This window comes from Rahnella variigena, assembly GCF_003610915.1.
Lineage (GTDB): Bacteria > Pseudomonadota > Gammaproteobacteria > Enterobacterales > Enterobacteriaceae > Rahnella > Rahnella variigena.
The window spans coordinates 403,695-418,244 of the sequence record NZ_NSDJ01000001.1 but is presented as its reverse complement, the minus strand read 5'-3'; the positions used below and the strand labels follow the sequence as shown (position 1 = coordinate 418,244).

7 protein-coding genes are annotated in these 14,550 nt (G+C 51.4%); 2 read left to right on the top strand and 5 right to left on the bottom strand.

Going from position 1 to position 14,550, the window contains the following annotated elements:
• Positions 1-24: 24 nt before the first annotated feature.
• Positions 25-498: a transcription elongation factor GreB gene (gene greB, locus CKQ54_RS02045; RefSeq protein ID WP_113877248.1), complete on the bottom strand. Its 474-nt coding sequence runs from the start codon at positions 496-498 to the stop codon at positions 25-27.
• A 264-nt stretch (positions 499-762) separates the two neighbouring features.
• Between greB and CKQ54_RS02040 the strand changes: the two genes are divergently transcribed.
• Together CKQ54_RS02040 and pbpC are read left to right on the top strand one after the other, a co-directional pair.
• A complete protein-coding gene (locus CKQ54_RS02040) occupies positions 763-6,780 on the top strand; it encodes an alpha-2-macroglobulin family protein (protein WP_120162617.1) in 6,018 nt (2,005 codons plus the stop codon).
• A 56-nt stretch (positions 6,781-6,836) separates the two neighbouring features.
• The gene (pbpC, locus tag CKQ54_RS02035) at positions 6,837-9,206 is read left to right on the top strand and encodes a penicillin-binding protein 1C (RefSeq protein WP_120162616.1); all 2,370 of its coding nucleotides are present in this window, start codon (positions 6,837-6,839) and stop codon (positions 9,204-9,206) included.
• A 14-nt stretch (positions 9,207-9,220) separates the two neighbouring features.
• Here pbpC and CKQ54_RS02030 read toward each other — a convergent pair whose 3' ends face one another.
• From CKQ54_RS02030 to CKQ54_RS02015, 4 genes are all read right to left on the bottom strand, one after another.
• On the bottom strand, positions 9,221-10,336 hold the full coding sequence (locus tag CKQ54_RS02030; protein WP_120162615.1) for a fimbrial protein: 1,116 nt from the start codon (positions 10,334-10,336) through the stop codon (positions 9,221-9,223).
• A gap of 9 nt (positions 10,337-10,345) precedes the next feature.
• The gene (locus CKQ54_RS02025) at positions 10,346-12,889 is read right to left on the bottom strand and encodes a fimbria/pilus outer membrane usher protein (protein ID WP_120162614.1); all 2,544 of its coding nucleotides are present in this window, start codon (positions 12,887-12,889) and stop codon (positions 10,346-10,348) included.
• 72 nt (positions 12,890-12,961) lie between these two features.
• On the bottom strand, positions 12,962-13,648 hold the full coding sequence (locus tag CKQ54_RS02020) for a fimbrial biogenesis chaperone (RefSeq protein WP_120162613.1): 687 nt from the start codon (positions 13,646-13,648) through the stop codon (positions 12,962-12,964).
• 106 nt (positions 13,649-13,754) lie between these two features.
• Complete coding sequence (locus CKQ54_RS02015) at positions 13,755-14,303, bottom strand: fimbrial protein (RefSeq protein ID WP_120162612.1); 549 nt, start codon at positions 14,301-14,303, stop codon at positions 13,755-13,757.
• Positions 14,304-14,550 lie beyond the last annotated feature (247 nt).

Genomic DNA, 14,550 nt, shown 5'->3' with positions numbered 1-14,550 from the left:
CTGCGCGTTTTGAGAGTTAGCTGATCATTTCCCGTAGTCAATCTCATTGACGTACCAGGTCGCGTCGCCGGCTGGCGTGGTCACCACCAGACTGTCGCCGACTTCTTTTTTCAGCAGGGCGCGTGCCATCGGGGAATCGATAGAAATGTAGTCTTTGCGGCCAAAAATTTCGTCATAGCCGACAATGCGAAAACGCTTGATGTCGCCGTCGTCGTTTTCGACTTCCACCCAGGCGCCAAAGAACACTTTGCCGTCCTGCTGCGGCGAATAATCGACGATGCGCAGCTGTTCCAGACATTTGGTCAGATAGCGGATACGGCGGTCGATTTCGCGCAGCCGTTTCTTGTTGTACTGATAATCGGCATTCTCGCTGCGATCGCCCAGGCTTGCGGCCCAGGTCACTTTTTTGGTCACTTCCGGGCGCTCTTCACGCCACAGGAAATCGAGCTCAGTTTTGAGCTTGTCGTAGCCTTCACGGGTAATCAGTTTCGTTTTCATATTACCTGTCACTTTCTCACTGTTTTCCTGCACAGAAATCTGCCGCCATTGTTTCACACAATCGCTTTCCTGACAGCGCACAAATTGACCGAAAAGTCTGACTCACTGCTACGCTTTATATGATGGCTTTTTAGCCAGAGAGCTATTATCCTTCTGTGCTGCTTCTTACGTTTTTTTACCTTCAGATATTTCACGTAATATAATGAATTAAATAAAAATATCTCTCGCGTTTAACCGTCTACAGGGATTGGGGTACAGGTACAAATGGATTTATTAAAATTCTTACTTCGTCTGCCTTTTACATTGATAAAAGGCATCCTGCGCGTGCTGGCCTTTGTATTGGGTCTGCTGGGCCGCATTTTTAAACCGATTGTCGGCAATATCGACTGGCGTGCGCCTGTCTGGTGGACGGCAATGTCCGGCTGGCTTAAGCGTGGTTTTGCGCGTCTTGAAGGCGGAGTAGATAAGTACCCCAAAGCCATCAGTCTGGCGATTCTGGTTTTGCTGTGCGCCGCGGGTGCGGGCGTTTATGGCTGGCACTGGTGGCTCAACCGGCCGCAGCCGATCGAACCGGCGCCGATGGTTTATCAGGATACCAGCGTGCGCATCAGCGGCCCCGAAGCCATTAATTACGCGGCGCAAAAACCTGCACCGCAGCAGGCGATTTTCAATTTCCGTAACTCCGTCGCGCCAATTACCGACGTGGGCAAAGTGGTCGAAAAAGGGATAGCCCTGAAACCGGCCGCCGAAGGTGAGTGGAAATGGGTGAGCGGCTACACCTTAGTCTTCACCCCGAAAAATCCGCTGCCGATGGGCACCCAATATGAAGTGAATTTCTCGCCTGACGTCCTGCTCGCGCCGCAAATCAAGCTGGCGAAAACCCGTTATGAATTCACCGCTCCGGCGTTCGGTTATCAGCTGGGGCAAGCCGAGTACTATCAGGATCCGCAAGACCCGCAAAAACGCAGCGCGATTTTTAACGTTAAGTTCAACGCGCCGGTGGATGTCACCAGTTTTGAAAAACAGATTTCGCTTGGCCTGACCGAAGGCAAAGCCAAAACTGAGTCGAAACTCAATTATTCCGTGGTCTACGACCAGAAGAAACTCAATGCCTGGGTGCATTCCGAACCGCTGAAATCGCTCGACCACGGCGGTTCCGTGCGGGTGACCATTGGCGAAGGCGTGAAAGCGTCCGTCCCTTCTGCACCGACCACACAGGCACGAAATGGCGTGGTGTCTGTGCCGACGCTTTACAGCCTGATGGTTAACGAAGCCAGCGCGCAGGTGGTGGATGCCGACGGCGCGAAAGGTCAGCGTGCGCTGATCGTCGGCTTCAGCGATGCGGTCAAAAACAAAGATATCCGCCAGGCGGTCAAAGTCTGGTTACTGCCACAGCACAATCCAAACGATCAGGATGAAGCCAAAGGCCCGGATGATTACGCCAGCTGGGAAGTCGACAGCGTGGAAAATAACGTCCTCGCGCAGTCTACGCCGCTGAACATTCAGCTGAATGACGCCGAAAGTGATTATCAGCCACAGTTCAGTTTCCGATTTGATGCGCCAGCACACCGCGCCATGCTGGTGGAAATCGACAATATTCTGACTTCTTCCGGTGGCTACAAAATGCCGGAAAAAGTGTACCGCATCGTCGCGGTGCCTGATTATCCAAAATCCCTGCAATTTATGTCGCAAGGCTCACTGCTGTCGGTCAACGGTGACAAGCAAATCAGCGTCGCGGCACGCAACGTGCCGGGCATGCGTCTGGATATCAAACGGGTGATCCCAGACCAGCTGCAACACATCGTGTCGTTCAAAAGTCGCCAGTATTCTTCGGCGGAATTTAACCGACTCAATGACGAGTATTTTACCGAGCACTTTAAATACCAGACCGCGGTAAACAACGATAAGCCGGGTGAAGTGAATTATCAGGGCGTCGACCTCTCGCGTTATCTCTCCACCGATCCGACATCACATCGCGGCGTTTTCCTGCTGACGCTGTCGGAATGGGATCCGAAGAAGAAAGAAGTGAAACCCGAAGCGGATGATGACGGCAATATCTATCAGGACGAAGATCAGAGCGGGGATGAAGCGCCGGTTGGGGATTCGCGCTTTGTCGTGGTCACCGATTTGGGGATTATTGCCAAGCGTTCGCAGGATAAAACCCGTGATGTGTTTGTGCAGTCGATTCACAGTGGCACGCCGGTGGCAAACGCAAAAGTCTCTGTCATCGCTAAAAACGGTGTGACGTTGCTGACCCAAATCACCGGTGACGACGGCCACGTGCGTTTCCCTGCGCTGGACGTCTATACCAGTGAGCGCCAGCCGGTGATGTTCCTGGTCGAAAAAGAAGGCGATGTGTCCTTCCTGCCTGCTGACAGAAATAACGACCGCGGCCTCGATTTCTCCCGTTTTGAGGTCGATGGTGAAATTACCCCGAACGACCCGCGTACGCTGAGCAGTTATCTGTTCTCCGATCGCGGCGTTTATCGTCCGGGCGATACCTTCAATATCGGTCTGATCACCCGCGCCGCCGACTGGAGCAACGGACTGGCTGGTGTACCGGTGCGTGCCGAAATCCATGATCCGCGCGACAAGCTGATGAGTACCATCCCGCTGACGCTGGGTGCCAGCGGTTTCAATGAGCTGAGTTATACCACTGACGATAATTCTCCGACCGGTGAATGGAACGTCTATTTGTATCTGATCGGCAAAGACAACGAGTCTTCCACCTTGCTGGGCCATACCTCGGTAAACGTTAAAGAATTCGAGCCGGATCAGCTGAAGGTGAAACTGCAACTGACGCCGGAGCGTAAACAAGGCTGGGTGAAACCGTCAGAACTGCAGGCCAATATCGACGTGCAGAACCTGTTTGGTACGCCAGCGCAGGACCGCCGTGTGACCTCGAAACTGACGCTGCGCCCGATGTATCCGAGCTTCGATCAGTTCCCGGATTACGCATTCTACGAGAACCGCCAGAACAGCGACGGTTTCGAAACGGAACTGGAAGACCGCACAACCGATGAAAAAGGTACGGCGACTATTCCGCTGGATCTGAAATCTTACGCTGACGCGACCTATCAGCTGCAACTGCTTTCCGAGGCGTTCGTGGCCGGTGGCGGGCGTTCGGTGGCCGCAACGGCGCGGGTGCTGGTGTCACCTTATGACTATCTGATTGGGGTAAAAGCTGACGGTGATTTGGGATACATCACCCATAACGCGGTCCGTCACCTGAACGTGATTGCGGTCGATCCTTCGCTGAATAAGATTGCGTTACCGGATCTGAAAGTCGCGCTCGTCGAGCAGAAATATATCTCTGTGCTGACCAAACAGGATTCCGGCGTTTACAAATATCAGTCGAAAATGAAAGAAGTACAGCTGTCGGAACAGCCTCTGTCGCTGACGGCGCAGGGCAATAACCTGACGCTGGCGACGGATAAACCGGGTGATTTCGTGCTGGTGGTGGAAGATGTCAAGGGCAACGTGCTGAACCGTATTGGCTACACTGTGGCCGGTAACGCCAACCTGAGCCGTTCGCTGGACAGAAATGCCGAGCTGAAACTGAAACTCAATCAGGCGCAATACCAGCCGGGTGAGGAAATCGAAGTGGCTGTTAACGCGCCTTACACCGGCAGCGGGCTGATCACCATCGAGAAAGACAAAGTCTACAGCTGGCAGTGGTTCCATACTGATACCACCAGTTCTGTGCAGAAAATCCGCGTGCCTGCGGGTATGGAAGGGAACGGATACATCAACGTGCAGTTTGTGCGTGATGTGAATTCCGATGAAATCTTTATGAGCCCGCTGAGCTACGGCGTGATGCCGTTCAAAATCAGCACCAAAGCGCGCCAGAATACTCTTGAAGTCGAAGCGCCTGAAGTGATTAAACCTGGCGAAAATCTGGCCATGACGGTGACAACTGACGGCCCGCAACAGGTGGCGCTGTTTGCTGTTGATGAGGGGATTTTGCAGGTGGCACGTTATCGCCTGAAAGATCCGCTGGAATACTTCTTCCGCAAACGCGAACTGGGCGTGGAAAGCTCACAAATCCTGGATCTTATTCTACCGGAGTTCAGCAAACTGATGCAGCTTGCGGCTGCCCCGGGCGGTGACGCGGGTGAAGGGCTGGATCTGAACGTCAATCCATTCAAACGCAAGCGTGATAAGCCTGTGGCTTACTGGTCAGGGATTACCGAAGTCAACGGCAGGAAGCAGTTCGATTATCAGGTACCGGATTACTTCAACGGTAAAATCCGCGTGATGGCGATTTCCGTGACGCCGGACAAAATCGGTAAAGCGCAGACGTCTGCGACCGTGCGCGACAACTTCATTATGACGCCGAACGTGCCGTCAATGGTGGCACCGGGTGATGAGTTTGACGTCAGCGTGGGAGTCAGCAATAACCTTGAAGGGCTGAACGGTAAAAGCATTCCGGTCGCGATTCACCTGAGTGTGCCACCACAGCTGGAAGTGGTGGGTAAAGCCGAACAGAGCCTGTCGCTGGCCGAAAAACGTGAAGGTGTGATTAACTTCCGTCTGCGCGCCAAAGCCTTGCCGGGCGATGCGCCGCTGGTGTTTGACGCGACGTATGGCGATAAAGTCAGCCGCCGGACCATCAGTACCTCAGTGCGTCCGGCAATGCCGTTCCGCACGCAGTCAGTGATGGGACGCATGAGCGGCAGCAGTCAGAACGTCGATAATCTGCGTCAGATGTTTGACGCCTACGCGGTGCGCACAGCAGCAGTGTCTAACTCGCCGCTGGTGCTGACCCGCGGGCTGTCACAGTATCTGGCTGATTATCCTTATTACTGTTCTGAACAGATTGTCAGCCGCTCGGTCCCGCTGATCCTCGGCACTCTTCATCCTGAAATGAAAGGTGAACAAAGTCAGGCGGAAAGCAGTAAGCAGCTGAAAGATATGCTGGGAGTGCTGCGTTCACGTCAGAATGACAGCGGCGCGATTGGCCTGTGGCGTTCGTCGCCGCAAACCGATCCGTTCGTCACGCCTTACGTGGTGCAATATCTGCTGGAAGCCAAAGCCGCGGGCGTTGCATTGCCAGCCGGTATGCTGGAGGAGGCCAATTCGGCACTGCGCGAACTGGCAGCGAATCAGAATGATGATTTATATACGCTACGTCTGCGCGCATGGGCGGTGTATCTGCTGACGCGTCAGGGTGAAATCACCACCAGTTCGCTGGCCTCGGTACAAGACACCTTGCAGCAGCGTTATCCGGACACCTGGAAAACCGATCTGAGTGCGATGTATCTGGCGTCGTCTTATCGTCTGCTGAAAATGGATGATGAAGCGAATACGCTGTTGCAGCCAACCTGGAAGCAACTGAGCAAGGCGTATGACAAAGCCTGGTGGACGCAAAGTTACTTTGATCCGCTGGTGCAGGACGCGACGCGGCTGTATCTGATCACCCGTCACTTCCCGGAAAAAGTCTCCGCTATTCCGCCGCAGGTGCTGGAGAATATGGTCAAAGCGCTGAAAGAGGAACGTTATACGACGTATTCCTCTGCGATGAGCATTCTGGCGCTGGAGAGTTATTCCGCCGAGGTGGCGGCGCAGGCAACGGCACCGGATGCGCTGAAAATCACCCAGTTAAGCAAAACCAAAAATGTGCAACCGCAGCAGATTTCACAGGTTCAGGGGTTGTTTGCTAAAGCGAATTTCACCGCCGATGCACAGGCGCTTCGTATTGAAAACGGCAACGATGCGCCCGCCTGGTACGTGGTGACACAGGCCGGTTATGACCTGTCTGCGCCGAAGAAAGCCATTTCACGTGGTCTGGAAATCACCCGCGATTACACGGATGAAAAAGGCAATGCGGTCACTCAGGTGACACTGGGGCAGAAGATCAATGTGCATCTGAAAGTCCGCGCTAATTCGCAGGAAGGACAGGACAATCTGGCGATTGTCGATTTGCTGCCGGGCGGTTTTGAAGTGGTTCAGCAAACGCCACCGGAGCCGGAGTCTGACAGCAGTGATGAAAACAGTGATGCAGAAGCGTCGGCCTCCTGGCAGTCACCGCTGGCGGCATCGGGTTCAACATGGGCACCGGATTACAGTGATATTCGTGAAGACAGAGTGGTGATCTACGGCAGCGCAAGCACCGATGTGCAGGAGTTTGTGTATCAGATCAAAGCCACCAACACCGGCAGTTTTGTGATCCCGCCAGCTTACGGTGAAGCAATGTATGACCGCGACGTTCAGGCGCTTTCCGTCAGTGATAAAAAACTGGTGGTCGTGCCGGCTGACGAAGCGGCTGTTGCTAAAAAATAACAAAACGCAGTCGCCCCGTCGTTAACGGCGGGGCGTAACCTGTTCTGAGTAGCAAGATGATTTCCTTTTCCGCGTTTTCTAAATCCACTAAACGGCTGCTGCAAAATATCGCAATGGCCGTTTTTTTACTGGCGCTGATCGTACTGGCATGCCGGCTCTGGCCCCATCCGCCACTTTCTCAGGGACAGCCTTTTTCCTCCGCCTATTACGACCGGCAGGGCATTCTGATGCGCATCACGCTGGCTAACGATGACCGTTACCGATTGTGGACGCCGCTGGAACAGGTTTCTCCGCTGGCGGTGAAAGGGCTTCTGCTGCATGAAGATCGCAGTTTTTACTACAATCCTGGCTTCAATCCGTTCAGCCTGATGCGTGGCTTCTGGCGCAGTTATGTGACAGGCGGGAAAATGCAGGGCGGTTCAACCATCACCATGCAGCTGGCGCGTATGCACTGGCATCTGAATACCCGCACGCCGGCGGGCAAAATCATGCAGGTTCTGCGTGCGGTACAACTTGAACTGAGTTACTCCAAACATGACATTCTCGAAGCCTATCTGAACGCCGCGCCTTATGGCCGTAACATTGAGAGTATCGGCGCAGCCAGTCTGATCTATTTCAACAAAGCGCCGAAAGACCTGACGTTACCCGAAGCGCTGACGCTGGCGGTTTTGCCACAATCACCGAGTTATCGTATTGACCCTAAGACCGGTATCTTGGGCGCGGCGCTGACGCAGGCGCGTAACCGGCTTTTCCAGCGCTGGCAGGCACATTATGAAACTGACAGCAGCCAGATCTCTTTGTTCAGATTGCCGCTGGCGCTGCGTCAGCCGGAGCAGATGCCCTATATTGCACCGCATTTAATTGAACAGCTTCGTCAGCAGAATCAGCACCTTGCCGGTACAGACACCCGGACAGACACCACGATTGACGCCGGCTTGCAGCGGCTGATTGAGCGGCAGGTCAATGCGTTTATCACCCGCAATGAAAGTCGCGGCATTCATAATGCGGCTGTTTTGCTGGTCGATACCCGGGACATGGGGGTGCGATCGCTGGTGGGATCCGCCGATTACTACAACCGCGATATTCAGGGACAGGTAAACGGCACCAACGCGAAACGCTCACCGGGCTCGGCGCTCAAACCGTTTATTTACGCACTGGGAATGGAGCAGGGGGTGTTGCATCCGATGACTATTCTCAAAGACGTGCCTTCTGCTTTTGGTGCTTATGCGCCGGAAAATTTCGACCGCCGTTTTCTCGGTCCGGTGACCGCAACCGATGCCCTGAACTTCAGCCGTAATATTCCCGCCGTGTATGTTGCATCGCAGCTGCGCCAGCCGACGTTTTATCAGTTTCTCCGGCTTTCCGGCGTGGCGGATATGTCCAGTGAAAACCATTACGGTCTGTCGCTGGTGCTGGGCGGCGGAGAAGTGACGATGCAGGAGCTGGCAAAACTGTATGCGTTACTGGCGAACCGCGGTGTGTTGCAACCACTGCGGATGCAGAAAACTGATGCGCAACAGACAACGTCCGTACGTTTGCTCAGTGAAGAAGCCAGTTTCATGACGCTGGATATGCTTCGTCAGCACCGCCGTCCGGGGGATACGCTGGCTCAGGCACCGTCTTCGTTGCCGGTTTACTGGAAAACGGGCACCTCGTGGGGCTTTCGCGATGCGTGGAGCGTCGGGATTTTCGGCCCTTATGTCCTGGTGGTCTGGGAGGGTAATTTCGACAGTAAAGGTAATAACGTTTTTGTCGGTGCCGATGCTGCCGCACCGTTGTTCTTCAATATTATCGACAGTATTACCGCCAGCTATCCTGCATTACAGGAGCCAAAACGACCCTTCCCTAAAGGGCTGAAACGGGTGGATATCTGCCTCGCCAGCGGGAATTTACCGACGCCATGGTGCCAGCAAAAAGGCAAAACCTGGTTTATTCCCGGTAAGTCGCCGATCAAAGTGGATACTGTTTACCGTCCTGTACGTCTCGATAAACTGAGCGGTGAAGTCGCCTGCCCGCCTTATGAGGAAGACGAAACCCGTACGGAAGTGTTTGAGTTCTGGCCATCGGACCTGGCCAATGTCTTTGCGCAGGCCGGATTACCAAAGCGGAAACCGCCGGTGAATCACTGCAAAGATGAGGGCGTGGACGTGAGTGGTAATCCGCCGCGCATCACGTCACCGCTGAAAAACACCACGTATACGCTGCGTCAGTCCCAGCAGGGGCGTGACCGGATTTCATTTAATGCGGTGACCGATGCGGACAGTAAAACGGTGTACTGGTTTGTCGATGATATCTATCTGGGAAGCTCCGCCAGTAAAACCGCCATTGACTGGCAGCCTATCAATAACGGGCAATACCGTATCCGCGCGGTAGATGATCATGGCCGCGCGGACAGCCGGTTAGTGAGTATTGAGATTGTGAACTGAACAACGTGGCGGGCTTATCGGATATCTATTTTCAAGGTCGCCATGCCACTGAATTCACCGGTATCCAGACTGCCCCCAATCAGATTAATCGGGTAAGCCGTCATTGAGATATTCCCCATACCATTTTGATTCATAGGTAAATTTCCCGATTCAAAAGGTATCGCTGTACCGCCGGCATTTTCAACGCGAATTCCAATATCGGGTAGATTGTCAGAAGGTCGGCGTCTCGCTATCAGCGTGTATTGATCTGCCAGATCGTCACCTTTCAACAGCATGGCAAGCTGTGTGCCGGTCGGTATCTGAGGCAATCCATTTGCTGTGCAGTCATACGTAATGTTAAATGTTGTGGGAATATGGCCCTTAGGTGGCTGATTTAGAGTGATAAATTTACTGGCGGCGATAGCACCGAAATTGACCGTAATCGTTTCACCTTTATTGATTTCACAGCTTTGCGGTACGGTCAGTTTTCCGCTGATGTAGACGCGGGCAACAGGCGGACCAAGCGGAGGGGCGGTCACTATGGCCGTGCCCGATGACAAATAAACTTCAGCAATCTCGGTTCTTGGTATGTCCACTTCGCCGATAAAAGGTGTGCTGATATAAAAAGTTAATGAGCCTTGAGAGCCAATATTCAGGCTGGCACGGGTACTTTGCTGAGCACAAACGCCATTATTATTTGCATCGGTGTGATGCGTGGCATCACCGAGTGTTTTTGTTGTCGGTACAGCGATACCTGTTGCCGGAGGCAGATCGAGCATTGCCTTGACATCAATGTGGTCGTTAATTTTGTAATATCCCGGCTCAGTTCCCTTAGGCAAGGCGGTTTTTACGGTGTACATCAGTAAAACCCCGCCGCTGCTGGTGGCATCACTGTCGGTACAATTGCAACTGATGGTGTAATTTTGCATCCCACCATTCATGTTTTTTTCATACTTCTTCCCTCTCTCATTATCAGATGCGGGAATATCTTCCTGAAGAAAATTTTCATAATTCGCGCCAGCGCCATCTTCCGGCGAGCATATCGCTGATCCCGCGTGTGCAAGGGATGAAAAACTATTGATGGCCATTCCCAGCAGGGTAAGCTTTATTAACGATGTCAGGTTGCGCAAAACCTGTTTTGTTGTGTGCATGAATTATCCTTAAATACACGGAGCCGTCAGCGAATTCACCTGAGAGGTTGAGGCCGAGATGTTGAATTGAGCCTGACATTGCTGAGAGGCTTCATTCCCCCATTTCACATGAAGTAAAACCTGTTTTTCTAACGGGATACCCGACAGGTAAACGACACCGCCTTCATCCACGATATTGCTTTGTTTATCAGTTGCCGCCATGGCACCAAAAGGCACTGTGGCACCGTTTGGTCGAACCAGTGTCACCAGAATTCGGGCTCCCACACGGGCATCAAAATGTGCCGTTACCATGGCGCCAGAATTCGGGATCACAATGGCTGAGGTATTTTCGATATCTACGTCGTCAGGCAGGGTGGTGGTGTCCATTGCGATACGGTTTTCGTTATACGCAGTCAGATACGGGACGACAGCGAAACCACGCCAGTCAGTTCTGACACCCGGCAAATTTTGCAGACGTGCTCCGCTGGCGCCATTGGTATCTATCAATGCAAAGGAATCACCGAGCGGTTGAGACAGCGTGGCTCCCCGGGAATGCGCCACGATACCGCCTGCAATGCCGTAACTGAGTTGCTGAGAATCTCTGCTGTAGTTGTAACCTGCGTTGAGATTGCCAAAGGAGGAGCGGTAAGTTGAGTAAAGATTGCTCCCGCTCTCATTGTCTTGCTCGGTATAACTTTGCTGAACTGAATAGCTGAGGCGACGATCGTCAAGTGCGGTTCCGCTTAACCCAACCTGATGGCGTGTTCCCTCGCCTTTCTGGTGTGAGACATTGTATGTACCCCAACTTTGTGGCAACCAACGGCTGAGCGGAATACGGAGGTTCAGGGATATCTGTTGATCGTTGTCTTCATCTTGCAGCTGGCTGTAGGAATAGCTCAGGTTATAGCTGACTCCAAAGAGAGTGTTGTTTAAGCCGACGGAGAGGTTCTTTTCCTTGCCGCCATTGTTCCAGTAGTCCTGCTCATATCCTGACAGATACAGGCTCGCACCTTCCCATAATGTCTGATTGATATTGAACTGAATTTTGCTGCGCTTGTGATAGTCAAGTTCCGGAGCATTGTCTCCATCAAGATATTGTGTGGATTCATCAAAATCGTAATAGCCCGCACTTGAATACCGATAGCTTGCCAGACTGAAATCCGTGTCGGTCATTTCAATGTTTTTCGAATACTGGACGCGGTATGACTGGCCTGAGGTGGTTTGATTATTATCCAGAGTGGAACGGGCATGTGTAACATCAGCCGAAATGCCGCCCAGCCACTGGAGGTTATAACCCACACCGATGAGTCCTGAGAGGTAATCTTCAGATACCACTGAGCCCCCGTAGGACGTAATGGTGTTTGAAATACCATAGATAGCTGTACCCTGAGCAAAGGTTGGCTCTTTCTCATTGCTATCTGTCGCGCGATAAACACCTGCTGTTGCACTGTATTTCAACCGGCCGGGGCGTTGCATAACGGGAATCGCGGAAAAAGGCTGATTAAACCGGCGTTCTGTTCCGTCAGCTTCTTTCACCGTTATCTCAAGATTTCCGCTGTAGGATGAGGGATAAAGGTCATTAATCTCAAAGGCGCCCGGAGGGACAAACGACTGATAAATAATGTGATCATTTTGCCGGATAGTGACTTCAGCATTGGAGTTTGCAACACCCCTTATAGTGGGGGCGAAACCGCGCTGGCTGTTAGGCAGCATATTATCGTCAGAAAAAAGCTGAACCCCGGAGAACGGAACACTGCTGAGAATTTCCCCTGAGGTTGAGTTTTCACCAAGCAGCAACTTTGATTTGATGGATTTTATGTCCCGTTCCACGTAGGTCGAGATCGTGTCCCATTTTTTCTCATCTCCGCTGTCGCTGTAAGTGGTGTAATTGCGTACGCGCCAGGGGCCAACGTTTAAGCCATTTTGCAGATTCAGGTACTGGCTGGAATCATCGTTGCCATTTCGATAACTCCGCTGGCCGCCTGAATAGGAATAATTGGAGAAAAGAGAAGGGGCACCATCATCCCATTTTGACGGGTCAATATAGTCTTCAGCTTTCTGAAGGATCGCTGCCTGCGGAATGCTGAAATTAAGCTGCATGAGGTAGAAATCGAATTTGACGTCTGCCGCTGGGATATATTGTGCAAGCGAATCCAGTGGCGCATCTGGCTGAAGACTTTTTAATGCCGGAAAAGCATCAACATTGACGCCCAGTGCCCGCAAGATATTGGGCGTAATCTGCGGTTCAAGTGTGCCATCTGGTCTGGATAAGTAGCTGATTGAATGTCGTAATTTTAATTTTTTATTTACATACAAGGCTGTGTCATAGTCACCAGGCAGCTGCGCCTGATCATTACTCTGGAACAAAGAAAGATCGACATCCCCAACGTCACCCGCTTTACGCTCGATAAACTGAGGGTCGAAATAGACATCTTCTGCATGTGCTGCCTGAGCGGCGAGTAATCCAATAGCCGTACTGGCCAGCAGGCTACCCAGTTTAAGCACGAGCGGCGCTGAGTTCTTTTTAACATCCTCAGTCAAGCTCGTGTGTAAAAATTTTTCATCCGTGAGCATAGTTTTCTCGTACTTCTGAGTTGCCGTAATTTGGCGATGGCTGTGAGTTATGGTGTGGCTTTATTTGTCTGGTTATAAAGGCTGTTCATAGCGTGCTGTTGTTCCGCCATAGTCATTAATCGCATCCCATTTCACACTGCTTCCTGAGGTACCCGGTGGAAGTACAACGTCCAACTGGCTCAAAGGCGCAATCATTGCCACATCTTTTAAGAAAGTAGAGCCAATGCTGAGTGAGCTGAAAACCACGTGATAGGGGCTCGGATTTTTAATAACGAGATGACCGTTGTTTCTGGCGAAAGTGAGCGCCTTCGGTGCTTCAAACGATTTTCCGGGCAGTTTTGTTGGCCGGTAAAAAAGCTTTATCCGCGTATTGACGACCAGTTTAAGTTCGTTTTTTGTATTTTTAGGCGTTGAAGGAATCGCTTTAACATTGATATAGAAAACTGACTCTCTGTCTGTCGGGAGGTCGCTGCCGGTATAGGAAATACGCAGGTTACTTTCCTGTTGAGCATTCAGACGAAATAGCGGTGGAGTGATGATAAAAGGACCGCGTGTTTTTTCTTCCCCCGCATCAACCCAGGACTGTATGAGGAAAGGATTGCTTTCAGCATTATTCTTAACGGAAAGCGTAGCTTCCCTTTTATCTGCGTCATAAATAACGCGGGTGCGCCCCACAACAATTCCGCCAGCATAAGTTATTTGTGACGTGAATAATGAAATTATAATTAAAAATAATATATATGGATTTTTTCTACCCATGCGAATATGAATCCTTACAGTAGCAATATATTCATGCGGTAATTGAATTAGCCCTTAATAAATTGCCCTGCAAAGTTGACTTTATGCAGGGCAAGATTAAAGGTGCTTATCTGTAATCGAGAGTGACTTTCACGCGGGCGTCGGCGGCACCGGCAGTGATATCGCCAGGTAATTTGAACGACTCATAGTACGCAAGAAGGTTCACATTCATGACCTTACCTGGGATTGGGTAGATGATGTCAGGCAGGCCATTAATTTTCATGATGTCATTTGTTGCCGCATCTTCGATTCTGATGCCTACACCATCCGCCATGGCGTCACCATAATCATTGCCAAGTGCAATCAAATCAGTGGTGTCAGCAACGGTATCTGACTCCAGCCATATCCGGAAGTGAGGGGTAGGGTTCGCCTCTGAAACGACTGGGCAGTTATCAAGTGGCAGGGTGAAAGGGATTTTTGGCGAGAGGTCACCAATTTCCTGGAATTGTGCTGCTGAATAAGTCCCTAACGGTATATTAAGTTCTTCCCCACCATTAATCTCACAGGCTTCTTCAACAATTGCGCCTGTGAAATTAATAGCACCATCGATCGCATAGCTATTTGCAGCCATAGCCAAAAATATCCCGCCCGCTAAGAGCTTGAACTTGGTTTTCATTTTTTGCGTCCATTCAGAAATAAAAATTGGAGGTTGACCTAAAGATAATGTTATCTGGTTCAATAATTGAATTCATCACCTTTAGATGCCGGATTCTACCAAGTGTTTTATACCTTGAATAGTAGATGGTAGCCAGCCTGTTTAAAGGATAATGCATTTTTAGTCTGATACATCACTGCCAATGATCATTATCATTTAGATAATTCATTAAAATGATCCGTTGGCGGGTAAATAATCTATTTCCCAA

Bases quoted from the DNA above. Each gene is read 5' to 3' on its own strand.
- greB (WP_113877248.1), bottom strand. From the start codon at position 498: ATGAAAACGAAACTGATTACCCGTGAAGGCTACGACAAGCTCAAAACT.
- CKQ54_RS02040 (WP_120162617.1), top strand. From the start codon at position 763: ATGGATTTATTAAAATTCTTACTTCGTCTGCCTTTTACATTGATAAAA.
- CKQ54_RS02025 (WP_120162614.1), bottom strand. From the start codon at position 12,889: ATGCTCACGGATGAAAAATTTTTACACACGAGCTTGACTGAGGATGTT.
- CKQ54_RS02020 (WP_120162613.1), bottom strand. From the start codon at position 13,648: ATGGGTAGAAAAAATCCATATATATTATTTTTAATTATAATTTCATTA.
- pbpC (WP_120162616.1), top strand. From the start codon at position 6,837: ATGATTTCCTTTTCCGCGTTTTCTAAATCCACTAAACGGCTGCTGCAA.
- CKQ54_RS02030 (WP_120162615.1), bottom strand. From the start codon at position 10,336: ATGCACACAACAAAACAGGTTTTGCGCAACCTGACATCGTTAATAAAG.
- CKQ54_RS02015 (WP_120162612.1), bottom strand. From the start codon at position 14,303: ATGAAAACCAAGTTCAAGCTCTTAGCGGGCGGGATATTTTTGGCTATG.